Genomic DNA, 24,931 nt, shown 5'->3' on the forward strand with positions numbered 1-24,931 from the left:
CCGCAAAGGACACCAATGTTTCTCGCCATCCGCGACATCCGCTTCGCCAAGGGCCGCTTCGCCCTGATGGGCGGGGTCGTTGCCCTGATTACCCTGCTGCTCGTGATGCTCTCCGGACTCACCGCAGGACTCGGCAACCAGTCAACCTCTGCCATTGCCGACCTGCCGGCAGATCACATCGTTTTCGGTGCACCGGCCGGCACCAGCCCGAAGGCCTCCTTCACCGAATCCGAGGTCACCGGCACCCAGCTGGCCGCCTGGGCCGCCCGCGACGGCGTCAGCAGGGCCGAAGCGCTCGGCATCAGCCAAACCCGCCTGCAGGCCCTCGGCGCGGGCGGAGACCCGGCCGGCACCGCCAACGTGGCAGTCTTCGGCGTCGACTCCGGCGGCCGCCTCGCCCCGGCCCCGGTCGCCGAGGGCACGGTGGTGGTGGGGTCCGGACTCGCCAGGGAACTCGACCTCGCAGTCGGCAGCCGGGTGTCGGTGGGCGGCACCGAACTCGCGGTTTCGGCCGTGGTCCAGGAGCAGTGGTATTCGCACACCGGCGTCGTCTGGACCACCTTGGCCGATTGGCGGAAGCTGGCCCATCTGGCCGGAGGGGACGCCGTCGCCACCGTGATCGCGGCGAGCTTCACCGACGGCGGCGCGGACGTCCCGGCGGCGGACCAGGCTGCCGGAACGGTCAGTGCCAGCCGGGAGGGTTCCTTCCAGGCGCTCGGCTCCTACCGCAGCGAGAACGGGTCCTTGATGCTCATGCAAGCCTTCCTCTACGGCATCTCGGCGCTGGTGATCGTGGCGTTTCTGACCGTGTGGACGGTACAGCGCACCAGGGACATTGCCGTCGTCAAGGCCCTCGGCGGTTCCTCGGCGTACGTGCTCAAGGACGCCATGGTGCAGGCGGCGGTCGTCCTTGTCGCCGGGGCCGCCGCCGGAGGTGCGGCCGGCGTGGTCGGCGGCCTGCTGGCCGCACAGGCGGCGCCGTTCCTCACCACCGTGCAGACCACCCTGCTGCCCGTCGCCGGGATTGTGGTCCTGGGACTGGCCGGCGCGGCGCTGGCAGTGCGCGGCATCGCCCGGATCGACCCGCTCCTGGCACTCGGCGGCAACTAACACCCGCCCATCCCGCCCGTGCGCTGCCCCGGCCGCTAAAAACATTCCCTGAAAGGCATATAAATGGAACCCGTCCTGAACTTCAGCCATGTCACCCTCGAATACCCCGACGGCGAGGGCACCTTGCGTGCCCTCGACGACGTCAGCCTGGAACTGCGCCGCGGCGAATTCGTCTCCCTTGTGGGCCCGTCAGGTTCCGGAAAGTCGTCGTTGCTGGCCGTGGCCGCCACCTTGGTGCGTCCCACCGCCGGATCCGTCCTGGTGGCGGGCCAGGATGCCGCCGCGCTTCCGGACGCCGGGCGGACGTCACTCCGCCGGGACAGCATCGGGATCATCTTCCAGCAGCCGAACCTGCTGCCGTCGCTCACCGCGGTGGAACAGCTTCTGGTCGCCGCCCATCTGCGGGCCGAGCCGTTGGTCGAGGCACGGCGGAAGGCCGTGGAGCTGCTCGGGCGTGTTGGCCTGGCGTCGGTGCTCGACAAACGTCCGCACCAGCTCTCCGGCGGGCAGCGGCAGCGCGTGAACATCGCGAGGGCCCTCATGGCCAGCCCGGCGGTGCTGCTGGTTGACGAGCCCACGGCGGCGCTGGACCGCGGCCGAAGTGAGGAGATTGTCCGGCTGCTCCGCCAGGTCACGGACGAATTCGGCGTGGCAACCCTGATGGTCACGCACGATACCGGTCTGGTTTCCTTCACCGACGCCGTGGCGACCATGCGGGACGGCCGCCTGTCGGCGGGAATCCTGGCTGCTGCGTCCTAGAACCCCAGCGCCGGCGCTGGCAGTCCGAATATGTCCTTCAAGGCATGTTTGGCCGCGTGGAAGCCCGGCATACCGGTGACACCAGGCCCGGGCGGGGTGGACGAGGAGCAGAGGTACAGACCCGGAACGGGTGTCCGCCACGGTACGGGTCCCAGCACAGGGCGCCGGAGCAGGCCGCGCAGATCCATCACCCCGGCGCTGAAGTCGCCGCCAACGTAGTTCTCGTTGTATCCGGCCAGTTCCGCGGCCGTCGTCACGCGGCGGCCCACGACCAGGTCCCGGAAACCCGGGGCGAAGCGCTCCAGCTGGGCCGTGACTGCCTCGCCCATATCCACGGTGGATCCTGCGGGAACGTGGCAGTAGGTCCACAGAACCTGCCGGCTGGCGGGGGCGCGTCCCGGATCGAAGCGGGAAGGCTGGGAAACCAGGACATAGGGCCGCTCGGGATGCCGGCCGGCAGCCACAGTGCGTTCGGACGCGGCGGTTTCGGCCCGGGTGCCGCCCACGTGGACCGTGCCGGCGTCGGCGAGTTCGGGGGCGGCCCACGGCACCGGGCCGGACAGGATGAAATCGACCTTGCAGGCGGCGTTGCCAAAGCGGAACGACTCGAGCGCGCGGCGGTACCCGGCCGGAAGCCGGCTGCCGGCGATCCGAAGCAGTCCCGGCGGGGCGACATCCAGCAGCGTGGCCTTGACCGGGGGCAATTGTGCCAGCGAGACGATCCGCGCCCCGGTTTCCACCACCCCGCCGTGGTCTTCGATGTCGGCCACCATCGCCCGGGCGATCGCCGCCGAGCCGCCCACCGGGATGGGCCAGCCGCCGGCGTGGCCCAGCGCGCCCAGCAGCAGGCCGGCTGCCGCGGCGGGCAGCGTCGGCAGGGGAGCCACGGCGTGGGCGGCCACCCCGCTGAGCAGTGCCGGTGCGAGCTCGTCGCGGAACCTCACTCCCCACAGGGCCGAGCCCTGCTCGATGGTCCGCAGTCCGAAGACGGCTGCCGCCAGCGGGTCGCGGGGCACCCGGAGCAGCTGGTTGAGGGTGAGATCGGCGATCCCGTCCAGCCGGTCAAGCAGGGGCGCCATGAGCCGGCGGTAGGCCGGGCCGTCGCGCCCCAGGGAGGCCACGGTCCGCTCCAGCGAGCGGTACCCCAGCGCGGCACGCCCGCCGTCGAGGGGTGCGCCGTGGGAGAGCACCGGGACCTCCAGCCGGAGGCGACGAGACAGTTCGAACTCGCGGAAGAACGGCGATGCCAGGGCCATCGGGTGCACCGCTGAGCACACGTCGTGGAAATGGCCTGGCTCGATGAGCTCCGCAGTGCGAAGCCCCCCGCCCACGGTCGCAGCTGCCTCGTAGACGTGCACCGCCAGCCCGGCCCGCGCCATCGTCACGGCGGCAGCCAGCCCGTTGGGCCCGGAACCTACGACGGCGACGTCGGGCACCCGGATCAGGCCCCGGTGCGGGCGCGCCGCCACGGCAGCACGGATGCCGAGGGGCGCAGGAGATCCAGCCGGAGCCAGTCCGCGGCCCGGTCGAAGGGGCCGCCGTGGGGATCATCAGCGCCGTGGCGGCGAACGACGTCGTATCCCGGGTCGCAGATGTCCCACACCACCCGCGCCATCAGGTAGCCGGTGGCGAGCATGTGGGCCAGGACTGCGAGGACGTAGTAGGGCATGTCGATGTTGTGCTGGGCGGCGCCGCCGCTGGTGACCTGACCGAGGTACATCCAGATGGCGGCCCAGTGCAGCCCCTCGACGGCCTGCCAGATGAGGAAGTCGCGCCACCGGGGCCGGGCCAGGGCCAGCAGCGGGATCAGCCAGATCACGAACTGCGGCGAATACACCTTGTTGGTGAGGATAAAGGCGGCCACGATCAGGAACGCCAGCTGGGCCAGCCTCGGCCTGCGCGGGGCCGCGAGGGCCAGGACCGCGATCAGCACGCAGGCCACCAGGAAGAGGTTGAGGGCCGAGGCGTTGATGGCCTCGGCCTCCAGCGGCTTCCAGCCCAGGCGTCCGGCCACGAGGTTGTAGGCGAACCAGGGGGAGCTGTAGCCCGCCGGCCGTGACTCCGTGAACTGGTAGAAGTACTTCCAGCCGGCCGGGTCGGTGGTGGCAGCCGGGATGTTCACGGCCAGCCAGGCGGCGGCGGCAGCGGCGGCGGTGACAAGGAAGGCACGGACCTTGCCGGTGCGGATTGCCAGCAGCACCACCGCGCCGAGGACCAGCAGCGGGTAGAGCTTGGTCGCGGTGCCGAGTCCGATACAAAGGCCGGCGAGCAGCAGTTTGTTCTTCGAGAAAAAGTACATGCCAAGGGCCAGCAGGGCGACGGCCCACATGTCCCAGTTGATGAAGCCCGCGAGGACAATGCCGGGGGCGAGGGCCACCATGGCGGCGTCCCAGGCCCGGCGCCGCGCGGTTCGTGCGGTGGCCAGCACGGTGACGATCCAGACGGCGGCGATCAGGGTGGCGTTGACGTCGAAGTAGGCCAGGACGCGGGAATCGCTGACGCCGTGGCCGGGGACCAGGAGGGCCGTGGCTCCGGCGATGAACCCCATCAGCACGGGGTATTCGAAGAAGCTGCCTGCGGTGACGAAGGGAAAGGCGCCGTCGCCGAGTCCGCGGTTCCGGAATAGCTCGGGGAAGTCCGAATAGCAGGTGGCGTAGAACTGGCTGGGGGATTCCCAGCCGTTGCCGCGGCAGTAGCTCTTGAGCAGGATCCCTAGCAGGGCGGCGAGGACGGTGAGTAGAACCAGGACCCGTTCGACGGTGAAAAAGCCGGGGGAGACGATGCCGGGGGCCGTCCGCCAGCCAAGCGGGCCGCCGATGAGTTCGGTGAAGTTCCGCAGCAGCAGGTCACTGCGGCTCGGGACTACCAGTCGGGTCCGCTTGCGGTTCCCCGGCGGCTTTGTCTCCTGCATGCCTCGAGCTTACCGGGGCGGCCGGGCGGTTAAACGGGGGAGCCCACGCGTCGCCGCGTGGGCTCCTTGCGGATCGGTTCCAATCGCTGTCACCAGTTCCTCCTTCGCTGGGCGCATTTCTCTGCCAGGTCGGGCCGGATCGCCGCGACATCAGCGGAGACGTCCCAGCTGGTACATGGCGAGGAAAACCTCTTCTCGCCGCTGTTCCAGCAACTGGCCGTTGAACTGCGTCCCTTCCCGGCGAACCTGGTTCGGGTTGAAGACAAGTACCTCATGCAGTTTTCGGATCATGGTGGTCACCTCCCTTCGATGGTTCCGGCGGAGAGATAGGCGCCGCCGGGTGGCGGCTCGTGCGGTTGAACTCGTTGCGATAGTCACGCTGGACCTTTCATTTGCGGCAATGGAAAACAATTGGGCATGCCAATTAGAGCCTTTTAAAATCGGTGAAATGAGCCTCGAAATTGGGCGCGAAAATACCGGGCACTAATGAGGTGGTTTCGCGGCCGTCAAGAACGACCGCGAAGGAATGGCCCCCGTACGCAATGCGCTGCAGCCCCAACAAGAAGCTGGGTTCCGAACTATGGGGTGATGGCGCAACCGCGAAGGTCCGCTGGGTCCGACGTTCCTTCCAGGCATTCCGTGAAGGAAAGCCCTGGCAAGCTACCGACTCCGGCTTCAGGCCGGGAGCGGGGGATTAGCAGGCGGAAAGTCCGACTTTCGGGCGCGCGGCAGCGTCAGAGGCCGGGGTGGCGGTGAGGGTGTACATCCATCCGCGAGTCAAAGTAATCATTTTCCCAACCTCCTTTTCTGTTCTGCCGTAGCTCCGGCTGACTGGCCGGGCGACGCGCGCCGGGACCCTGGCAAGACGCACTGGGGTCAGGAATAAAAATACACCATGAATGCGGCCATTGACCACATAATTCATAAAGATTCTCGGAAAAACTTTTCCCCGCGGACTATATACACGGACTTTATAGTCCCCAGCGGACGACGGCAGGGGTCTTCTTATCCCAGCCCAGGGTGCACACTTTCGCGGTGCCGAGCACAAAGTGACGGCCCTCGTGGGCGTCGAGGCCAAGCCACCGCGCGGTCAGGATCCGGGAGAAATGGCCGTGCGCCACAATGAGCACATTGTCCAGCCCGGATTCAAGGACGCGCGCGACGATTTTGTCCGCGCGGGCCGCGACGTCGTCGAGGGATTCCCCGTTCGGCACCCCGTGCGTCCAGATCAGATAGTCGGGGTTGTCCTTGCGGATCAGGTCGGAGCTGATGCCTTCGTACTCGCCGTAGTCCCATTCCACCGCGAGGGGTTCCAGCTGGGCGTCGGGGAAACCAGCCAGCTCCGCCGTCCGGCGTGCCCGGCGCAGCGGCGAGGTCAGCACAAGGTCGAAGTCGACGGCGTCGAGCACCTTCCGCGCTTCCACGGCCTGCTGCTCGCCTTCCACCGTGAGCGGGAGGTCGGTGAGGCCGGTGTACTGCCCGCTCTTGGACCATTCCGTTTCGCCGTGGCGCAGGATCCAGAGCTGCGGGCGGGGCCCGCTCGAAGGTGCAATCACTTAGGACTCCTCTGTTGGGGAAATATCGACGGCGGCAGCTTCCGGCTGCGCCGCCCACCATTCGTGCAGCTTTGCTTCGGCCACGGCCGGATCCAGCGGGCCGTGTTCCATCCGCTCTTCCAGAAGGAACTTGTAGGCCCGCCCCACCACGGGACCCGGCTTGAGTCCCAGCAGGGCCATGATTCGGCCGCCATCGAGGTCGGGACGGACGGCCTCGAGGGACTCCTGCTCCCGAAGCGCCGCGATGCGCGCCTCCAGGTCGTCGTAGGCAAAGGCCAGCCGCTCCGCCTTGCGCTGGTTACGGGTGGTCACATCCGAACGGGTCAGGCGGTGCAGGCGCTCCAGGAGCGGTCCGGCGTCGGTGACGTAGCGGCGGACAGCCGAATCGCTCCAGCCGGCGTCGCCGTAGCCGTAGAAGCGCATGTGCAGTTCCACCAGCCTGGCCACGGCCTTGATGGTGTCGTTGTCGAAGCGCAGCGCTTTCATCCGCTTGGAGGTCAGTTTGGACCCGACCATGTCGTGGTGGCGGAAGCTCACCGCACCGCCGGGCTCGAAGCGGCGCGTCGCGGGCTTGCCGACGTCGTGCATCAGCGCCGCGAACCGCAGCACGAAGTCCGGGCCGGGCACGGGACCGTCAGCCTCCGATTCCAGCGCCGCGGCCTGCTCCAGGACCTGCAGCGAGTGCTGGTAGACGTCCTTGTGGCGGTGGTGCTCATCGGATTCGAGGCGCAGGGCCGAGACTTCGGGCAGCACGAATTCCGCCAGCCCGGTCTCCACCAGCAGGTCCACGCCGGTCCGGGGCCGGGCGGCGCAGATGAGCTTGACGAGCTCGTCGCGGACCCGTTCGGCGGAGATGATCTTGATCCGCTCCGCCATTTTTGTCATGGCCTGGCGCACGTCCGGGTGCACCGTCACGCCCAGCTGGGCCGCGAAGCGGGCGGCACGCATCATCCGCAGCGGGTCATCGGAGAAGGAGTCCTCCGGGGAACCGGGCGTGGCGAGCGTGGAGGAGTGCAGGTCCCGGACCCCGCCGAAGGGGTCGACCAGTTCCATCGCCGGCAGCCGCAGGGCCATGGCATTGATGGTGAAGTCCCGGCGCAACAGGTCGTCGGTGAGGGATGTTCCGAACGCCACCACAGGCTTGCGCGACTCCGGATCGTAGGCCTCGGCGCGGTAGGTGGTGATCTCGATCTGGAACCCGGCCTTGCGCATGCCGATCGTTCCGAAGGCGCGCCCGATCTCCCAGTAGTTGTCCGCCCATTTTTTGATCAGTGCCACGGTCTGATCCGGCGTCGCGTCCGTGGTGAAGTCCAGGTCCGGTGAGACCCGGCCCAGGAAGAGATCACGCACCGGACCGCCCACCAGGGAAAGCTCATGACCGGCGTCGACGAAGCGCTGCCCAAGTTCGAGGACCACCGGGTCCACCTGGAAGTCGACGGTGTGGGAGTCAGTCTGGTGATGTGCGTGCGCCATAGTCTCTTAAGCTTGTCAGAAATCCCGGCCAGCACCACACCGGAGCCCTCCACGATCCGCCGGAGGCCGCGGCGCGGACCGGCAGGGACGCCGCGCCGGTTTTCTGCCCGGCCACGTTCCCGTCATGTTTAGGTCATCAAGTCAGGGCAAGAGTCGTTAGAGTGGACTTCATGGCCCATCCCGTACCGAGCGCTCCCGGCAGGAGGACAAACGCACCGTTGCCATCGGCAATAGGTGCCAACGTCGCGCCTGCGCAGCACCCGGGACCGGCTTCGCTGCCGACCGTCGAGGAAATCTCTGCCGGCGGCGTTGTGGTGGACACCTCCGACGCCGAGTTGCGGGTTGCCATTATTGCCCGCCTCAACCGCGGCGGACGCCTCGAGTGGTGCCTGCCCAAGGGCCACCCGGAGGGCGAGGAAAGCAACGAGGAAGCCGCAGTCCGCGAGATCGCGGAGGAAACCGGGATCGAAGGCAAGATCCTGGCGCCGCTCGGAAGCATCGATTACTGGTTCACCGTCAGCGGGCACCGCGTCCACAAGACCGTCCACCACTACCTCCTGCAGTCCACCGGCGGGGAACTGACCATCGAGAACGATCCGGACCAGGAAGCCGTCGACGTCGCCTGGGTCCCGCTCCACGAACTGGCCCGCAAGCTCTCCTTCCCGAATGAGCGCCGCATCGCGGACCTCGCCCGGGAAGTGCTCCCCGAACACCGCTGAGGCATCCCGAGGGGATGCCACACGCCGCACCGGCCGCGCTCCACGGCGCGCCGCCCGGGGTGCTCCCTTGCGCGGATTGCGCACAAAAGCACGCCCGGGTGAGACGATGAAGACAATGTCTGCAGCCAAGCCCCCTTCAGAAAAGCCCGCCCCCTCCGGGGCGGCCGCCGCCCAGGCCGCCCATCCCGGAGAGGCGCGTTCCAGCGCCGTCATGGCCGCCGGAACGTTGGTTTCACGCTTCCTGGGCTTCGGGAAGACCTGGATGCTGGCAGCGGCCCTCGGTCTCGGCTCGACGGTTACCGACACTTTCATCAACGCCAACAACCTGCCGAACCTGATCTTCCTGCTAGTGGCCGGCGGCGTCTTCAATGCCGTCCTCGTGCCCCAGATCATCAAGGCCAGCAAGGGACCGGACCGCGGCGCGGACTACATCAGCCGGCTGCTGACCCTGGCGGTCGTGGTGTTGCTCTCCCTGACGCTGCTGGTGACGCTGCTCGCACCCTGGGTCATTGAGTTGACCACTCAGGGCTACTCGCCGCAGCAGAAATCGCTGGCCGTCTCGTTCGCGTTCTGGTGCCTTCCGCAGATCTTCTTCTACGGCCTGTACGCCCTGCTCACGCAGGTGCTGAACGCCAACGGCGCCTTCGGGCCCGCCATGTGGGCCCCGATCCTGAACAACGTGGTCGCCATTGCGGGCCTGGGCATGTTCATCTGGATCCTGGGCGCCAACGCCGCCAACCCGCACACCATCGACAACTGGGGGCCCTTCCAGACCTTCCTGGTGGCAGGGTTCTCCACCATCGGCGTCATCGCGCAGACCGCCATCCTGCTGGTTCCCGTCTTCCGGTTGCGGCTGGGCCTGCGGCCGCGCTTCGGCTGGCGTGGCGTGGGCCTGGGGCAGGCCGCGAGGCTGAGCGTCTGGACGCTGGCCACCGCCGCCGCCGGCCAGCTGGCGTTCCTCTATGTCATGCGCATCGCCACGATCCCCGGTGCGGAGCGCCTCAGGCTCGAACGCGCGGGCGACCACGCCGCGGCGGCCACCCTCCCGGGCAACGCCGTGCTGGAAGTGGCCAGCCAGCTTTACCTGCTCCCGCACTCGATCATTGCGCTTTCGCTGGCCACGGTGCTCTTCAACCGCATGACGCGGGCCTCCCAGGACGGCAACCGGGCCGAGCTGCGCCGGGCACTGTCGCACGGTCTGCGCACCATGGCCGTGGCGACGGTCTTCGGGGCCCTGGCGCTCTTCGCCCTGGCCGGACCGCTGGGCATGTTCTTCTCCGGGGAACAGCGGCAGGACGGCGTCATGCTGGCCCAGACGCTCACCATCCTGGCCCTTAGCACCCCGTTCATGAGCGCCAACTTCATGATGTCGAGGGTGTTCTACGCCAATGAGGACGCCCGCACCCCGTTCTTCATCCAGCTGGTGCTGGCCGCGGTCAACGTCGTGGCGGCCTTCTTTATCCAGTACCTGCCGTTCGACCAGATCATCTTCGCCATTGCCGTCCTCTACACCGGCGGCAACATCCTCTCGGTCATCGTCAGTGCGTTCTTCCTGCGCCGGCTGCTCGGGCACCTTGATGGGCCGCGGGTCGCCAGCTCTTACATCCGTATGGGCTACGCCGCACTCGGCTCGGCCGTGGCCGCCGCCGGCGCGCTGTGGCTCATGGGCAGCTACCGGCCCGACGGCTTCGCCTGGAGCAGCAGGCCCGCGGCCCTGGTGACGATCGTCGTCGTCGGCCCCGTCATGCTCGCCGTCTACTTTGTCCTGCTCAAGGCCCTCCGCGTCACGGAGCTGCAGGACCTGCTGCAGCCGCTGCTCGGCCGCCTCCGCCGTGCCCCCGCCGCCGCTGAAACGCACCCCGAAACCGGACCGGAGACCGGCGCCGGAGAGGCAGTGGCGCACGAGGCTCAGGCCCCCGCCCATACGATGCCCCAGCGGGCCACCACCTCGGTGGACACCGGCCTGATCCCCCGGATCTCGGGCGAATTCGACGCGGCTTCCTTCCGCGCCGGCCCGGACCTCCGCGACGACGGCCGCGGCTGGGGGGCCGACGGCGGCTACCTCCCCGAGGAGGAGCTTCCCGGCACCGCCCAGGCCACCCAGGGTCGGTCCGAGATACCCCTGCCGGGCCGCCGGACGTATCAGGGGCAGGCAGGACACAACCCTTACTTCCCGTTCGGCCGGCGGAAGAAAAAATAACCCCACTGCGCTTCCGGATGCCTGAATCACGCGGCGCGGACACTGCATCGGCTAGGATCGAAGACTAACAAGGGGAGTTGCAGACCTGGGGTCCACCGGCTTACCGGGGGGCCTGCGATGACTGTTGACGTCATCAGGGCCGGCAGTTCCCGGACAGTCTAGGAGGAACCCGTGTCCCACCCGATCGATGTCGGATCAGTACTTGGCGGCCGCTACAAGGTCACAGCCACGGTACTGACCTCGCATGACCAGGATCTGGTGCTGGACGGCGTGGACCAGGTGCTCAACCGCCCCGTGAGCATCCTCGTTGCCGGCCCGGGAAACGCCGACCAGGTGGCCCAGAGCGCCCGCGAGGTGGCAACGGGTGAACGCCCCGGCCACGTCCAGATCCTCGATCTCGGGGTCAGCGACGCCGCCACCTACCTCATTACCAACCACACCTCGGCCGCTGACCTGCTGGACCTGGTGGTCAGTTCCAACCCGCCTTACGTCGAGCCCTTCTTCACCGACACGCTGGGCAGCGAAATCTTCGGCCAGGCGCGCTCCACGGAACCCGAGACCTATGACGGACTCTACGACGACGAGGAAGTCGAAGCCGGGTACATCAATTACGGCGAACAACAGCGCCAGGCCGGACTTCGACCCACGACGCCGTCGGCCCCTCCGCAGCGCGTTCCCGCCCCACCGGAGGCCTCTCCGGCTGCTGGTGCCGGGGGCGCAGGCGCCGGTGCCCGTGGAGCCGGCGCAGCGGGGGCTGCCGCTGCCGGTGCCGCCGGTGTAGCCGCGGGGGCCGCCGCCGCAAACTCAGCCAGGTCCCCCAAGACCGCGCCCCAGGCGGCCACGCCGCAGCCAACGGCGGCCCACCCGGTCCAGCCCGCCCAGCCAGCCGAGCCCGCGGCCCAGGCATCCCCGGCCGGGGAGAAGCCGAAGGTCTCCCTCTGGGAGGACGAAAATTACGATTACGCCGAGCCTGAGCAGCGGACCACCTCGTTGGAGACGGCCGGCTCAAAGGGCGCCGGCGCCGCCGCCGCACGCTTCCCAGCCTTCGCCCGGAAACGTGCGGTGGAGGACGATTACGCGGACTACGACGCCAACGACGATAACAACGATGACGAGCCCCGGCGCGAGCCGCGGTCCATGCGTTGGCTCGTGGGCGCCCTGCTGGCTGCCGTGCTGGTCATCGGCCTCATCTTCGCCGTCACCAACCTGGGCGGGCTTTTCAAGGGCGGTGCGCCAGAAGCTGCCAAGACCACCACTGCCGCTGCTACCCCCACCCAGTCGGGCACGGCGTCGGCGAGCCAAAGCGCACGGCCGGCAGCCGTGCCGCCAGTCATTGAGTCCGTCACCCGCCAAGGCAACTTCGACTTCGCCGCCACCTACGACGGCGATCTGGTGAAGACCTATGACGGCAACGCCGCTAGCTACTGGTCCGACATGGAATTCGCCACCGACAGCTGGGGCGGCTTCGCGCCCGACGGCGTTCCGCTGATCGTCAAGCTCAAGAGTCCGGCCCAGATTTCCTCGGTGACCCTTAGCCAGCTCGGAGCCTCCGGCGGCAACATCAGCGTCTTCACCAATGACCGGCCCTCGCTGGACGGAGCCAAGCAGGTGGGTAGCAACAGCTTCACCTCGCCGGAGCTCACCATGCCGCTGCCGGAGCCCGTCACGGCGCAGTATGTGATCGTCTCCATCAAGAGCCTGCCCAAGCTGGCCGCACCCAAGACCCGCTACGGCTACGGCTTGCGCCTGGCCGAGATCAAAGTCCAGTAACCGGCCCTCGCAACCCGGGCCGACACACCCCGGTTTCCTGTGCCCACCGGTACCCTGAGTACTTGTGGATGCCTTCGCTGTGACCGGCATCAGCGGAATATTCGCGCCCGCACGGCAGTTGTGCCATGTGGCCGGCCATCCAGGCGGGCGCATCGACAAAGGAAGAGGTTCACCGTTCAGTGAGCAACGCAGAAAACACCGCGTCCGAAGTACGTGATGTCATCATCGTCGGCTCCGGCCCCGCGGGCTATACCGCCGCGGTGTACACGGCACGCGCCAACCTGAAGCCGCTGCTCCTGGCAGGGTCGGTGACCGCCGGCGGAGAGCTGATGAACACCACCGACGTCGAGAACTACCCGGGATTCCCGGACGGCATCATGGGCCCGGACCTGATGGAGAACTTCGAGAAGCAGGCAGAACGCTTCGGCACGGAAATCCAGTTTGAGGACGTCACCGCACTGAATCTCGACGGCGACATCAAGACCGTGACCATCGGCACGGGGGAGACCTTCCAGGCCCGGTCCATCATCCTGTCTACCGGATCTGCTTACCGCGAGCTTGGACTCGCGAACGAGAAGCGCCTCTCGGGACACGGTGTGAGCTGGTGTGCAACGTGCGACGGTTTCTTTTTCAAGGATCAGGACATCGCCGTCATCGGTGGCGGTGACTCCGCCATGGAAGAGGCCCTGTTCCTGACCAAGTTCGCAAAGTCCGTCACCGTGGTCCACCGCCGCGACACGCTGCGCGCCTCCAAGATCATGGCGGACCGCGCGCTGGCGCACGAAAAGATCAGCTTCATCTGGAACACCGGCGTGGAGGATGTGCTCGGCGAAGAAAAAGTCACCGGTCTCCGGTTGAAGAACCTTGTTGACGGCACCGAGACCGAACTCGCCGTGACCGGCGTCTTCGTGGCGATCGGAAACGATCCCCGCACCGACCTCGTCAAGGGCAAGCTGGACCTGACGCCAGAAGGCACCATCGCCGTCGAGGGCCGCACCTCCAAGACGAGCATCAAGGGCGTTTTCGCCGCCGGCGACGTGATTGACCCGACCTACCGCCAGGCCATCACCGCCTCCGGCTCCGGCTGCGTCGCCGCTCTCGACGTCGAGCACTACCTCGCAGACCTCCACGCCTAACCAGCGCGCGGCAAGCAACCCAAGAGAAAGGCAAGGTTATGAGCAACGCTAAAGACGTAACAGACGCCAGCTTCAGCACCGACGTACTGGGGGCCGACAAGCCCGTTATCGTGGACTTCTGGGCAGAATGGTGCGGACCCTGCCGCAAGCTCGGTCCCATCCTCGACGAGATTTCCGTCGAGTACGCCGAGAAGGTCAACGTCGTCAAGGTGAACGTCGACGACAACCCGGCCATCGCGGCTGAATACGGCATCACCTCCATCCCCGCTGTGTACCTGTTCCAGGGTGGCGAAGTAAAGGGCACCGTCATCGGCGCCAGGCCCAAGCAGTTCTTCGAAAAGGAATTCGCGGACGTTCTGTCCTAGTCGGCAACACTCCTTTCCGGATAGCCCCCTGAAGGGGTGGATCCGAATGGCGGCTCCCTCTCCATGAGTGGGGGCCGCCTTTTCGTTTCATATGGTTCGACGTCTTGGCGGCGCACGGTGTTCGCGGATTCCGTGTCATGCGTGCCTCTGGACGTTGTCCCTCAAGGGGCCGCCACGCCCGAGGCGCAACGAGTTGCGGCTGATTAAAGACGTATTCGGGCGGCAGCGGCGCTGGTTTGTTGATCGTTTCTGTTCTGCACCTTGGGGGCCTTAGTCCAGGTCCGATAGCGGACGTAGTCAAACGGCAAGGTACTTTGCGCGCGGTCAGAGTTTGGTCTGCTTTGCGCCTCGCAGGTGCTGGGCACGCGCGTGTCTGTGGGGATATCCCCGTGCCTCGTGCACCCTGCAGCGCGGTTTGAGGACATGCGACGCAGCCGGTCCGGCGTCGGTGTTGGGAGCCTGAACCATGTGGGCGGCGCTATGCAATCAGCAGCATTTGGTCTCATGAACCCGCTCGCTGGACGTGTGGGGGAGTCGGGATCCGGGGGTCGGTGCAAACGAGCACCACGGTACCGATAGTGCCACTATGTTTCACGTGAAACACTGCCCGCGGACCGGCGGGCCGTGTCAACTTCACGCAGTCCCCAGGACCTAGAGTTGTCAGCGCCACGGCTCCTGTTTCGGGTCGAGATCATCTCCGCATCCCTTTTGTCGATGTTCCGAGAGATTGTGTCGGCTACTTGTTGTGCGTGTCCCGGGGCAGCACGTGCACCACTTTACGACTAGGCATAGCAAACGTGGCGTCGGCAATGTTTCACGTGAAACCGTCGCCCCACAGGGGCATCCAGGCTGCTCGCCGGGCAATGGTAGGCGTGCAGTTGCCTCGGAATCCCGCGTACATCGGCGGCATTCGGTTACGGTATCCGACGCGCGGCGCAACCTCCAACGCCCCTGTGCCTGAAAACCGCGCTACAACTAGCGCCTGGCAAGCGTTATCCCCGATGCCTGCATAGATCCACACGGATTCGCCGGCCCGTTTCACGTGAAACATCCAGCGCGTATGGTGGCCAGCCATCAACACAGTTTCACAAGTCCTGGAATTGCACATCGGTCACCCACATGGACTATTGATAGTCCGCTATCAAATATTGCCCCATCCGCATCCCCACGGATGTGGGCACCGTTTTGAGCTCGCCGTTCGCGGCCTACCCCGGGCCAAATCGTCGTGGGACTGCAGGTTGCCTGTGGCGGTCTGGTTTCCGCGCCGCCCCTGAAAACGCTGGGCCGAAGTCTGGCAACAGCGGTTTGAGTCGCCGCGCCCCCATTGCACAGGGAAGTGTACGTCGCATCCTCAGGAACACCGAAGCAGACCCGGGGGAGACGCATCGAGCCCAGCGCCACTTTGCTGGGAAACGACCAAGTCGTCGTTGAACACCAAAGGGGGCGTGTATGTCTCCCGGGGGCAATGTTTCACGTGAAACGGGTGATCGAGTTTAGACACCCAACGGCCGACATTACTAGAGTGTAGGAACCCACCCGGGCAACGCAATGCGCCACGAAAATTTCCCCTACTAATCGACTCCGGATCCTGGTTGGGTCCCACACCCAGCCCGTCAGCGTACCCCACCCCAAGCCCACAAAAGTCCTGGGAGCACCGAGTGAGGGGCAACACCGCCCGCCGTGCGAATTCGGGTTAGGGCCGTCGAGCCCACACTACCGGCACACGTGCCGGGCTGGCTCCGCGCCCGCGCCCTCACCGACCCAACGGACGGCCGCGATGAGCTGAGACGCTCGCCCGCATCCCCCAAGCTGCCTGGCACCCGCTGCCGGATCCTTGAGCGGAGACCCGAGGACGGTCCGGAGCACATGCCGGAGCCACTTCCGGGAAGCACCGGTCGGACGGCTCCGGCGCGCCACTAGCGGCGGTCAGGTGGAGAGGGTCTGCCGCCGGAGGGGACTGGCCAGAGTGTTTACGTCCGACTGCGCTGCCGGACCAGCCCCACGACCAGCTGATCTCAGCATGTCCGCTTCTGGTTGGCGGACATAGGTAGGAATCCATCCGTGGGCCGGCCACCTCAAGGACACTGCTGGCTCGAGGTATGCACATCCTGATGAGGTCCGGCGTGGTCCCGCGAGCCGGGCTGACGGTCGGTTCGCCGCCTGGTCCGGCAGCGGTTCTCCGGCCCACACGCAGTCCGACAACAGGAACCACATTGGGGGCAGCAGTAGGCACCGCGCTGCCCGGGTCATGGTCGGCGCCAGCACCGGTGATCAGGGGAGCGGCGTCCGGCTCGGTTGTTCGCGTTCCCCTGCCCGGCATTCCGCCGTCGCCGGGGCTGCCTCTTTGGGCAAGGGGGTAAGGATCTCCCGCGGTTTCCCGCGCTTCCGACCTACTCCGGAGGGGAAACACCGAGGGGACAGATGGCCGACCGGCCAGTTCTCCACAGAACTTATGCACACCGTTATCCACAGGCCCGTGAGAGATTACACACAGCTCTATCCACAGGCCCCGCCAGCACTCTCCTGGGGCCAGGCGGGTGCAGTAGCAGCGGCTTGGGCTGGTCGGCGCCAGTCCGCGCCCCGTCCGAGCAGGACCGCCCGGACGCTATCGGCTTAGACCGGATCAGAAGCCAGGAAAATGAACCACGTCGTGGGGATTTTTCAGGCACTGCCGGGCTTGATGGATGCGGCAGTCCGTGTTGGTGCTACGTTTCACGTGAAACATTCGAGCGGTGCTTCTACACAGGGGAGTCTGCCCAACGAGAGGTTACCCACCAAGCCCGGCTCCGCTTCGACCCGTGTCCCCAGGGCCCGAGGTAATCCACAAAGTTATCCACAGCGATATCCACCGCTCTTTCCACGTCGGTCTGCGTCGCGCTCCACTGCCCGTAGCTCTCGCAAAGCCAGTTCGAGGCGGCCTTCAGGACGTGCTGCCGCTATGTCGGCGGAAGCTCGGACGGGCTCCAGCGGCGACCCAATACGGCCACCTGGGGTCCGAGGCGGTCGTCCACGCACCCTATGCCTCCGAGGGAAGCTCGGCGTTCCAGCGGGCCCGGATGCGGGCGCGGAAGGGGTGCTCGGGTGTGACCCAATTTCACCCTCACATCCAGCGAGTGCCTGGAGCCGGAACTGCTCCCAGGGAACCGTCGGGCGCGAAGGCTTGGGAGCACGTATCTGGGGGAGCCGAGGGTCCTTCGGTAGACGCAGTAAGCAGAGTCGGTAACGTGTTGCGTCCGCGCAATCCGTGGGTGGCAAGGGAAACGCAGACCCTGTGCCGCCTGCACCGCTGGGCACTACGTCAGGACCCCGGCGTAGCTGGCAGGCGAAGGGCGAAGTCGACGGGCAACCCGTGGGCCCGGCACCACTGGCACGGACGTTCCCAACCACCCGGTGCCTGACTCGCTGGCAGCGTGCTTGCCAACGGAGTTCGAGCCAGTGGCCGCCAGCACGCCTGGGCCGAAGGAGCTGAGCTTCACTGGGACCCCGCCGTCGGTTTGTGCTCCACGAGTTGCGGCCGCAGGTCACTAAGCAAGAAGCTGCGCCTGACCAGCGAGGGCGCCGCTGGCCGCATCACCAACGACGACGGCATCCCGCACCACGCAAACTGGACTTCAAGAGGCAGGCGCACCAGGCTGCCCTTGGGATCGTTAGTGGAAGTGTCCTTCGCGTAGCTCCGTCAGATTTCCCGCGGTCGAATCCGTGCAGCATGATGGGCTGTGAAGATGTTCAGAGGGCGGCATCTAGCGGAGAAAGCGGAGGGACCGGATCATCCGATGAGCTTCGGGGGACACCAGTGTCTCACACCCACCAGAGTCAAACGTCACCAACCGCAGCTAACCGCTGCCCTCACCGTGACCTGTCAGGCTCCGCGATACTCCGCCGATGGGCAGGGCAACGGTAGATACCGTTAGGGCGCGGCAAAAGACGGTACTGTTTCACGTGAAACAGCCGACCAAGTTCCCGCTGCTGTGGTTTACGCCCCACTGGCCGGCGCAGGCATTTTTCGGGGAGCCGACTTGGACAATTTCAGAGAGCGGAGTTGGCTGGCAAGGCCCGGGGAGCATCCACCGCCGCTGGATCCCGCGCCCAGGGGGTTCCCGGGTACGCCATCCCGACCGCAAGGCGAATCCAGAACTCGACAAGGTCATTCGGTTCCGGTCCCACTCCCTACATCGGGATCGATGCAGCAGAACCGACGACACGAGGCAACTGTTTCACGTGAAACACGCCTACGCCCCCGCCGGGCTCCGAATCGCCGCGGGACTACAGCAGGTCGCCGCCCCGTGTGCGGCGTGGCCAGTCATCCTGTCGCGCAGCCCCACTCCGAGCGCACCCCGTGCCTCCAAACCCGCACGTATGCGCCCGCAGGGACCCCTGAACCGTGCCCGAGCGACTGGCTTCCACCACCGCCACAGCGGAGACTAGCAACCCGACAAGAGCCTTCTGCGGCGCTCCTGAGGCCGGCAAAGTCCCTAAAAACCAACAAACAGGACCGCACAGCCGCAAAATGGCGCCCGGCTACGTGGAATTCATCCTCTAATTGGGACCCACGGCAAGCAGCGTCGCCTAGGCCGCGAAGGACTAGCAACGCACACGCACGGAAGAGTGCTGCGGGGCTGCGGGGCTGCGGGGCTGCGGACAAGGCTGCGGACAAAAAGCAGGGCCCGTTTCACGTGAAACGGGCCCTGGCAAAGCTTGGATGGCAGGAAACTTAGCTGGAGTTACCTGGGGTAAGCACGTCCATGATCCGGTTGAGGTCCTCAACGCTGGCGAATTCAATACTGACGCGGCCCTTGCGGGCACCGAGGGAGATCTTCACGTTCGTATCCAGGCGGTCAGACAACGAAGAGGCCAGGTAATCAAGGCGCTCATGGCGTGCGCCCGGACGGGGAATGTTGTTCTTCGGCGCTGCGGCAGGGCTCTGGTACAGGGTTACGGCTTCCTCGGTTGCCCGGACCGACATTCCCTCGGCGACGATCTTCTGGGCAAGACGCTCCATGGCGGCCGCGTCGGGAAGAGCAAGAAGCGCGCGGGCATGGCCTGCCGAAATGACGCCGGCGCCAACGCGGCGCTGCACTAGCGGCGGCAGCTTCAACAAGCGCAGTGTGTTGGATACCTGGGGGCGGGACCGGCCGATCCGATCAGCGAGCTGCTCATGGGTGGTCCCGAAGTCTTCGAGCAGCTGCTGGTACGCGGCGGCCTCTTCAAGCGGATTCAGCTGGCTGCGGTGAAGGTTCTCCAGCAGGGCGTCACGCAGCAGGTCGTCATCCGTGGTGTCCCGGACGATCGCAGGGATGGTGTCCAGCCCGGCTGCCTGCACGGCACGCCAGCGGCGCTCACCCATAACTAGTTCGTAGGGTTCGCCACCTTCTTCGGTTGAAGTCCGGACCACAATTGGCTGAAGGACGCCGATTTCGCGAACCGAGTGCACGAGCTCCGCCATGTCGTCCTCATCGAACACGGAACGCGGCTGCTTGCGGTTGGGATGAATGTCCCTTACCGAAATCTCAGCGAAGCGGACGCCGGGGACCTCCACCAGGTCCAAACCATTGTCGCCGTCGCCGTTGAGCTCCGCGGTCGCGGGCTTGGTACCGGTTTCGCCGGTGTCACGGGATTCGCTCTTAGCCGCTGCGGTCTTCCGCGGGGCTGCCTTCTTGGCAGCTGGCCGCGCAGTCTCAGTGAACGGTTCGTCTTCCGTCTTCGCAGCTTTGGCCGCCGGCTTGGCGCGCGTACCCGCATCGGCGCGGGCAACTGACGCCGCAGACTCCACCGCTGCGGACGACGCCGTCGTCTCCGCCTTCGACGTTTCGGCTGCCGTGGTCTCTTCCGGGGCTTCCGCTTCCGCGGTGCGCTTCCTGGCTTCAGGGAAAAACAGATCCACGGGCCGGGACGGCGCAGTACCGTTCCCGGAGGCGTTGGCCGAGGCGGAACTTGGAATCAGCGCGCCAAGTCCACGGCCGAGGCCGCGTCGCTTATCGCTCATGGATAAATCCCTCCAGTGGAAGAGCCCGGCATACTCCGGCTCTGGCTAGTGCAATTGTTGAGAAGATTCTAACGTTCAGCAATTTCCGCTGCGGCTTCCAAGTAGGATAGGGCGCCGCTGGAGGAAGGGTCGTAGGTCATGACGGTCTGTTGGTAGCTCGGCGCCTCCGAGATCCGGACCGAGCGCGGAACCACAGCTCCGAGAACCTGCTCCGGGAAATGTTCACGCACCTCCGCTGCCACCTGGGCCGCGAGGTTGGTGCGGCCGTCGTACATCGTCAGCAGGATGGTCGAGACCACCAGATCCGCATTGAGGTGCTTCTGGATCATTTCGATGTTCTTGAGCAGTTGGCTCAGGCCTTCCAACGCGTAGTACTCGCACTGGATCGGGATCAGGACTTCACTGGCGGCGCAGAAAGCGTTGACGGTCAGGAGACCAAGGCTCGGCGGGCAGTCGATGAAGATGTAGTCCAGCCGTTCCTCGCCGTTCTTAGCGCGTTCCTTGGCATAGACGTCGATGGCGCGCCGCAGACGCTGCTCCCGGGCGACCAGGCTGACGAGTTCAATCTCGGCGCCGGCCAGGTGGATCGTCGCCGGGGCGCAAATCAGTTTCGCGATGTCCGGGCAGGGAGCCACGACGTCCTGCAACGGCACGTCGTTGATGAGGACGTCGTAGATGCTGTCGACGTCGGCGTGGTGCTCGATTCCCAGCGCGGTGGAGGCATTGCCCTGGGGGTCAATGTCGATCACCAGGACATTGAGCCCGGCGGCCGCCAGGGCGGCAGCGATATTGACGGTGGTGGTGGTCTTGCCCACCCCACCCTTCTGGTTTGAAACGGTGAAGATCCGGGTCTTTTCCGGCTTCGGCAATTCGCGACCCAGCAGCCGTTCGCGGCGCTTGTTCTCGTGGGCAAGCTCACGGGCAATCGGGCTTGAATCGTCAATGGAATCGAGCACGTTGCCGATCGAGGGAACGGAGGTTTCACGTGAAACGCTTGCAAAAACCGAGTCTGTAACCGAAAGCGTTTGCTTCGGCGACGCATTGTGAGCGGCAGCCGGCGCCCCGAAGGCGCGTGCTGACCCCAAGGACACAAACGGGGGAATCCGTTGTGTGGAGGCTTCGCTACTGCTCACTCTGACACTCTCACTCTCATTCGGCGTTTACTGCCGGTCACTAGCCTAACCTCTTCGCTATGAAGACCGACGGCACCGGGCTGGTGCTACGCAATCTTTCGAGGCTTGTTCACAACGATTCGGACAACGGTCGTGGGCTCTTCGAGGAGGTCCTCACCGACCACCACGACAGATGTCTCCACGCCACCGAGCTTGCGGATCACTTTGGCCGCCTTCTCGATCTCCTCACCGGCACTGCGTCCCTTGATGGCGACAACTTCACCTTTGCCCGCGAGCAGCGGAATCGTCAGTCCGGCAAGGTTCGAAAGGGCTGAAACCGCTCGGGCGGTGACGACGTCGGCCTGGACGTGGCCCACAGCCAGTTCCGCCCTGGTCCGCATGATCGTGACGTTCTCCAGTCCGAGGTCGTCGACCACTTCCTGGAGCCAAATGACGCGCCGTTCGAGCGGTTCGATCAGGGTGAGTTCCAAGTCCGGACGTGCAATGGCGAGACAGAGGCCCGGGAGGCCGGCTCCACTGCCGACGTCGGCCACGTGGCTTCCGTGGGCGATCTCGCGCTCGATCACGGCGCAGTTGAGGACGTGCCGGCTCCACAGCCGGGGCACTTCGCGGGGGCCGATCAGGCCACGTTCCGTCCCCGAGGTGGCCAAATGCTCCACGTAGCGCCTCGCCAGGTCCAGCCGGTCACCAAAAATAGATTCGGCAGCCTTGAGTTCGGCCGCAGTAATTTCCACCATCAAGCTATTCCGCGGATTCAGTCTGCGGAGACAACGATGTGCCGGTCGGCACCTTCGCCTTCGGACTCACTGACAAAGCCAAGATCTGCCACGGCGTCGTGCACGATCTTGCGTTCGTAGGCGCTCATCGGGGCGAGCGCGACGGCTTTGCCTGTGTCCTTGACCGAGGCGATGGCGTCTTCAGCGATCTGCTGCAGGTCACCGGCACGGTCCGCGCGGTAGCCATTGATGTCCAGCACGAGGCGGGAGCGGTTCTCCGTGGCCGAGAGCACGGCGAGGCGGGTCAGCTCCTGAAGGGCTTCGAGCACCTCGCCGTCGCGGCCAACCAGGTTCTCCAGACCGGAACCTTCCTCTTCGGCGACGATCGAGATGTAGGTGCGTCCATTGCGCACCTCGATGTCGATGTCGCCATCGATGTCGGCGATGTCCAGCAGCTCTTCGAGGTAGTCCGCAGCCACATCCCCCTCTTCCTCAAGGCGGCTCGCCGAGGAGCCCTTGTCTGAGCCGCGCGTGGCGTCGTCGGAGTCATTCCGCGACTCTGGGCTACCGTCAGCCAGGACCTCGTCCTGGAGCTCGGCCTGGGAAGCGGCTTCGTCGGAAATAGCGTGTTCGGTGCTCTCGGCGGACATTACTTCCTCTTCCTGTTCTTGCGCTGCGGCTGTACCCGCTGGCTCTTGGCGGCGACGGCGGCAGCAGCGGCTGCTGCCTCGGCCTCGGCGTCGGCCTTCTTGGCACCCATCAGGGGCAGGGACGGCAGGCCCTTGGCGGCACGACGCTCGGCCAGGGCCTTCGCGGCGGGGGATCCCGGCGTCGGCATACGGCGGATGACGAAGAACTGCTGGCCCATGGTCCAGAGGTTCGTGGTGGTCCAGTAGATCAGGACGCCAATGGGGAAGTTGATGCCGCCGACGCCGAAGACAACCGGCAGGATGTAGAGCATCATCTTCTGCTGGCGCATGAACGGGCTCGCCATGGCCTCTTCGGACATGTTCTTCGCCATGATCTGCTTCTGCGTGATGAACTGCGACGCCGTCATGGCCAGGATCATCACGATCGAGAGCACCCAGACAGCCACGTCGTTGCCGCCGGCGCCGCCGTGCAGCAGCGAGGCCGACAGCGGGGCACCGAAGATGCTGGACTCGTCGAACTGGACCACCTGGTCGTGGCTCAGGGCACCGATGCCGGTCCCGCCGGCCTTGGCGGAGCTGATACCGGAGAGCACCTGGAACAGTGCGAAGAAGAACGGCATCTGGATCAGCATGGGCAGGCACGCCGAGAACGGGTTGGTGCCGTGCTTCTTGTACATGGCCATCTGTTCCTGCGCCATGGCCTGGCGGGAAAGCTGGTCGGTCTTGCCCTTGTACTTGTCCTGGAGCTTCTTCAGGTCCGGCTGCAGCAACTGCATGCCGCGCTGGGCTTTGATCTGCTTGACGAACACGGGAATCAGCGCGGCGCGGATGACAAGCACCAGCCCGATGATGGACAGCGTCCAGGTCCACCCGTTGGCGGCCGGGAGCCCAATGGCGCTCAATCCATCATGAAAACCGATCATGATGGCGGAAACTAGCCACTTGAACGGGGCCAGAATTGTTCCAAAGATGTCCATACGTTATCCCTACTCGTCAGGCCGCCGAGCGGCCTTCTCCATCAGACTGAACAGCCAGGTACTTGTCCGGGTTGTTCAGCACAACAATTCTGGGGGTGTGGCCGTCGGGCCACTCCCGGTGACCGGCGGGGACATGGTCCACACCGCCGGAATTCCATGGGTGGCAGCGCAAGAGGCGCCGGACCGCGAGCCAGCTTCCCTTGACGGCGCCGTGCACCGTGACCGCTTCCAGCGCGTAGGCCGAGCAACTGGGGAAGAATCGGCAAACCTGTCCGTACAGCGGGGACACCACCTTGCGGTAGCCCATCAGCAGCAGAATCAGGATGTTGCGGGGAAGGTTCCAGAGCGCCCGGCCGAGCCAGGCTGCCAAGGCTTTGACACGAGATCCAGGAACGGGGACGACGGCGGCAGTTGAGTTACGCACGCGGGGTCCCTTCCTGTGTTGTCTCGTAAGAAACTGTAGAAGCGGCCTGGGGAAGGCGGCTGCCCAGCCGTTTCATGGTTGTCTCCAAAGCGGCGTCATAGTCGCCCAGCAGATTGTCCCAGCCGGCTGCCGCCGAGGCGGGCAGGGCCCGGACCACGATAGCGAACCCGCTGGGATACTTCTGCAGCGACAAGGCACCGGCTTCTCTTAGTCTCCTCTTAACGAGGTTCCTGACAACAGCGTTCCCGACACTCTTGGAAACGATGAAACCGATCCGGCTTGGTTCATCGGCAGCGAGAGCTGCCGTATATAACACTAAGTTCCGGCGTCCATTGCGGACGCCGGAACGTACAGTTGTTGAAAAATCGGCAGGGGTCCTCAGACGGTTCCGGGTGGCTAGCACCGTTCAACTCGCATAGGGATGGTGACCGACGAGTCAGTTATTTAGGCCGACAGCTCGGTGCGGCCCTTGCCACGACGGGCTGCCAGGATGGCACGGCCGGCACGGGTACGCATACGAAGGCGGAAGCCGTGCTTCTTGGCTCGACGGCGGTTATTCGGCTGAAAAGTCCGCTTGCTCACGTTAGTTACTCCAGTGGATCAAAGGTGCGCCCACCCGATCAAAAAAGGGGAAGAACTGGCCGACGCTAAGTTTTGTATGCGCCGCTTCCCTCGACTCGCAAAGACGCAGGCGTCGGGGAGAGATTCAATGAGGCGAAAAGCGGACACAAAGGACTTCACAACGTTAGGGGAAAAACGCCTCCCGAGTCAAACCGGGAGCTGCGCCGCCGCCTGTCCCCAGCTGTGGTTAACCCGCCCGCCGGCCTGTGGATGAAGTGCGTCACGCGCCCCGATTTCGAACTACACCGGTGTGATTATCCACAGGGCTAACCCCAGCTATCTTCTAGGCTTTTCATCCCCTAGAGTGTCCCAGTAGCCGATTATCCACGGACTGTGCACAACCCTGTGGATTAAGCCCGGGCCAGCAGCCTGGTTCGGGTCCTGTGGCTGCAGGTAACGCAGGCAAGCAAGGTTTGAGGAACTGATTG

20 protein-coding genes are annotated in these 24,931 nt (G+C 65.7%); 7 read left to right on the forward strand and 13 right to left on the reverse strand.

Features of this window, described 5'->3' with window-relative positions:
• The first annotated feature begins 15 nt into the window (after positions 1-15).
• Both FFF93_RS16765 and FFF93_RS16770 read left to right on the forward strand, forming a co-directional pair.
• On the forward strand, positions 16-1,110 hold the full coding sequence (locus tag FFF93_RS16765) for an ABC transporter permease (RefSeq protein WP_138767923.1): 1,095 nt from the start codon (positions 16-18) through the stop codon (positions 1,108-1,110).
• 63 nt (positions 1,111-1,173) lie between these two features.
• The gene (locus tag FFF93_RS16770) at positions 1,174-1,869 is read left to right on the forward strand and encodes an ABC transporter ATP-binding protein (RefSeq protein ID WP_138767922.1); all 696 of its coding nucleotides are present in this window, start codon (positions 1,174-1,176) and stop codon (positions 1,867-1,869) included.
• On the opposite strand, the gene FFF93_RS16775 is transcribed toward FFF93_RS16770, so the two are convergent.
• From FFF93_RS16775 to FFF93_RS16790, 5 genes are all read right to left on the reverse strand, one after another.
• Positions 1,866-3,305 carry an NAD(P)/FAD-dependent oxidoreductase gene (locus FFF93_RS16775; RefSeq protein ID WP_138770295.1) on the reverse strand — a complete coding sequence of 480 codons (1,440 nt, stop codon included), beginning with the start codon at positions 3,303-3,305 and terminating at the stop codon, positions 1,866-1,868. The genes FFF93_RS16770 and FFF93_RS16775 overlap by 4 nt on opposite strands.
• A gap of 5 nt (positions 3,306-3,310) precedes the next feature.
• On the reverse strand, positions 3,311-4,780 hold the full coding sequence (locus tag FFF93_RS16780; protein ID WP_138767921.1) for a glycosyltransferase family 87 protein: 1,470 nt from the start codon (positions 4,778-4,780) through the stop codon (positions 3,311-3,313).
• A 150-nt stretch (positions 4,781-4,930) separates the two neighbouring features.
• A complete protein-coding gene (locus FFF93_RS17000) occupies positions 4,931-5,071 on the reverse strand; it encodes a hypothetical protein (RefSeq protein WP_186372191.1) in 141 nt (46 codons plus the stop codon).
• 680 nt (positions 5,072-5,751) lie between these two features.
• Complete coding sequence (locus FFF93_RS16785) at positions 5,752-6,336, reverse strand: histidine phosphatase family protein (protein WP_395858401.1); 585 nt, start codon at positions 6,334-6,336, stop codon at positions 5,752-5,754.
• Positions 6,337-7,809: a CCA tRNA nucleotidyltransferase gene (locus FFF93_RS16790; protein WP_138767920.1), complete on the reverse strand. Its 1,473-nt coding sequence runs from the start codon at positions 7,807-7,809 to the stop codon at positions 6,337-6,339.
• Between the two features lie 218 nt (positions 7,810-8,027).
• On the opposite strand from FFF93_RS16790, the gene FFF93_RS16795 reads away from it, so the two are divergent.
• The 5 genes from FFF93_RS16795 to trxA all read left to right on the forward strand — a co-directional run bounded on the left by FFF93_RS16795 (position 8,028) and on the right by trxA (position 13,999).
• Positions 8,028-8,528, forward strand: a complete 501-nt coding sequence (locus tag FFF93_RS16795) for an NUDIX hydrolase (protein ID WP_138767919.1) — start codon at positions 8,028-8,030, stop codon at positions 8,526-8,528.
• Between the two features lie 115 nt (positions 8,529-8,643).
• Positions 8,644-10,728, forward strand: coding sequence for a murein biosynthesis integral membrane protein MurJ (gene murJ / locus FFF93_RS16800; protein WP_261375213.1), 2,085 nt, complete (start codon positions 8,644-8,646; stop codon positions 10,726-10,728).
• 171 nt (positions 10,729-10,899) lie between these two features.
• Positions 10,900-12,498, forward strand: a complete 1,599-nt coding sequence (locus FFF93_RS17005; protein WP_186372192.1) for an ABC transporter substrate-binding protein — start codon at positions 10,900-10,902, stop codon at positions 12,496-12,498.
• Between the two features lie 179 nt (positions 12,499-12,677).
• On the forward strand, positions 12,678-13,634 hold the full coding sequence (gene trxB, locus FFF93_RS16820) for a thioredoxin-disulfide reductase (RefSeq protein WP_138767914.1): 957 nt from the start codon (positions 12,678-12,680) through the stop codon (positions 13,632-13,634).
• 38 nt (positions 13,635-13,672) lie between these two features.
• On the forward strand, positions 13,673-13,999 hold the full coding sequence (gene trxA, locus FFF93_RS16825) for a thioredoxin (RefSeq protein WP_138767913.1): 327 nt from the start codon (positions 13,673-13,675) through the stop codon (positions 13,997-13,999).
• A 4,711-nt stretch (positions 14,000-18,710) separates the two neighbouring features.
• On the opposite strand, the gene FFF93_RS16830 is transcribed toward trxA, so the two are convergent.
• The 8 genes from FFF93_RS16830 to rpmH all read right to left on the reverse strand — a co-directional run bounded on the left by FFF93_RS16830 (position 18,711) and on the right by rpmH (position 24,464).
• The gene (locus FFF93_RS16830) at positions 18,711-19,982 is read right to left on the reverse strand and encodes a ParB/RepB/Spo0J family partition protein (RefSeq protein WP_138767912.1); all 1,272 of its coding nucleotides are present in this window, start codon (positions 19,980-19,982) and stop codon (positions 18,711-18,713) included.
• Positions 19,983-20,050: 68 nt separating this feature from the next.
• Entirely contained in the window at positions 20,051-21,115 is a 1,065-nt protein-coding gene (locus FFF93_RS16835; RefSeq protein ID WP_315851464.1) for a ParA family protein, read from the reverse strand.
• A gap of 86 nt (positions 21,116-21,201) precedes the next feature.
• Positions 21,202-21,852 carry a 16S rRNA (guanine(527)-N(7))-methyltransferase RsmG gene (gene rsmG, locus FFF93_RS16840; RefSeq protein ID WP_138767911.1) on the reverse strand — a complete coding sequence of 217 codons (651 nt, stop codon included), beginning with the start codon at positions 21,850-21,852 and terminating at the stop codon, positions 21,202-21,204.
• A 17-nt stretch (positions 21,853-21,869) separates the two neighbouring features.
• Positions 21,870-22,481 carry a R3H domain-containing nucleic acid-binding protein gene (locus FFF93_RS16845; protein ID WP_138767910.1) on the reverse strand — a complete coding sequence of 204 codons (612 nt, stop codon included), beginning with the start codon at positions 22,479-22,481 and terminating at the stop codon, positions 21,870-21,872.
• A complete protein-coding gene (gene yidC, locus FFF93_RS16850) occupies positions 22,481-23,458 on the reverse strand; it encodes a membrane protein insertase YidC (protein ID WP_138767909.1) in 978 nt (325 codons plus the stop codon). The genes FFF93_RS16845 and yidC overlap by 1 nt, the downstream gene beginning before the upstream one ends.
• 16 nt (positions 23,459-23,474) lie before the next feature.
• Positions 23,475-23,882 (reverse strand): membrane protein insertion efficiency factor YidD, encoded by a 408-nt coding sequence (gene yidD, locus FFF93_RS16855; RefSeq protein ID WP_138767908.1) that lies wholly within the window; start codon positions 23,880-23,882, stop codon positions 23,475-23,477.
• Positions 23,875-24,285: a ribonuclease P protein component gene (gene rnpA / locus FFF93_RS16860; protein WP_138767907.1), complete on the reverse strand. Its 411-nt coding sequence runs from the start codon at positions 24,283-24,285 to the stop codon at positions 23,875-23,877. The genes yidD and rnpA overlap by 8 nt, the downstream gene beginning before the upstream one ends.
• A gap of 41 nt (positions 24,286-24,326) precedes the next feature.
• Positions 24,327-24,464, reverse strand: a complete 138-nt coding sequence (gene rpmH, locus FFF93_RS16865) for a 50S ribosomal protein L34 (protein WP_003800212.1) — start codon at positions 24,462-24,464, stop codon at positions 24,327-24,329.
• Positions 24,465-24,931 lie beyond the last annotated feature (467 nt).

This window comes from Arthrobacter sp. KBS0702 (assembly GCF_005937985.2).
Lineage (GTDB): Bacteria > Actinomycetota > Actinomycetes > Actinomycetales > Micrococcaceae > Arthrobacter.

Coding starts and splice junctions, on each gene's coding strand:
- rsmG (WP_138767911.1), bottom strand. CDS start 21,852: ATGGTGGAAATTACTGCGGCCGAACTCAAGGCTGCCGAATCTATTTTT.
- FFF93_RS16830 (WP_138767912.1), bottom strand. CDS start 19,982: ATGAGCGATAAGCGACGCGGCCTCGGCCGTGGACTTGGCGCGCTGATT.
- FFF93_RS16780 (WP_138767921.1), bottom strand. CDS start 4,780: ATGCAGGAGACAAAGCCGCCGGGGAACCGCAAGCGGACCCGACTGGTA.
- FFF93_RS17000 (WP_186372191.1), bottom strand. CDS start 5,071: ATGATCCGAAAACTGCATGAGGTACTTGTCTTCAACCCGAACCAGGTT.
- FFF93_RS16770 (WP_138767922.1), top strand. CDS start 1,174: ATGGAACCCGTCCTGAACTTCAGCCATGTCACCCTCGAATACCCCGAC.
- trxA (WP_138767913.1), top strand. CDS start 13,673: ATGAGCAACGCTAAAGACGTAACAGACGCCAGCTTCAGCACCGACGTA.
- yidC (WP_138767909.1), bottom strand. CDS start 23,458: ATGGACATCTTTGGAACAATTCTGGCCCCGTTCAAGTGGCTAGTTTCC.
- murJ (WP_261375213.1), top strand. CDS start 8,644: ATGTCTGCAGCCAAGCCCCCTTCAGAAAAGCCCGCCCCCTCCGGGGCG.
- FFF93_RS16765 (WP_138767923.1), top strand. CDS start 16: ATGTTTCTCGCCATCCGCGACATCCGCTTCGCCAAGGGCCGCTTCGCC.
- FFF93_RS16845 (WP_138767910.1), bottom strand. CDS start 22,481: ATGTCCGCCGAGAGCACCGAACACGCTATTTCCGACGAAGCCGCTTCC.
- FFF93_RS16790 (WP_138767920.1), bottom strand. CDS start 7,809: ATGGCGCACGCACATCACCAGACTGACTCCCACACCGTCGACTTCCAG.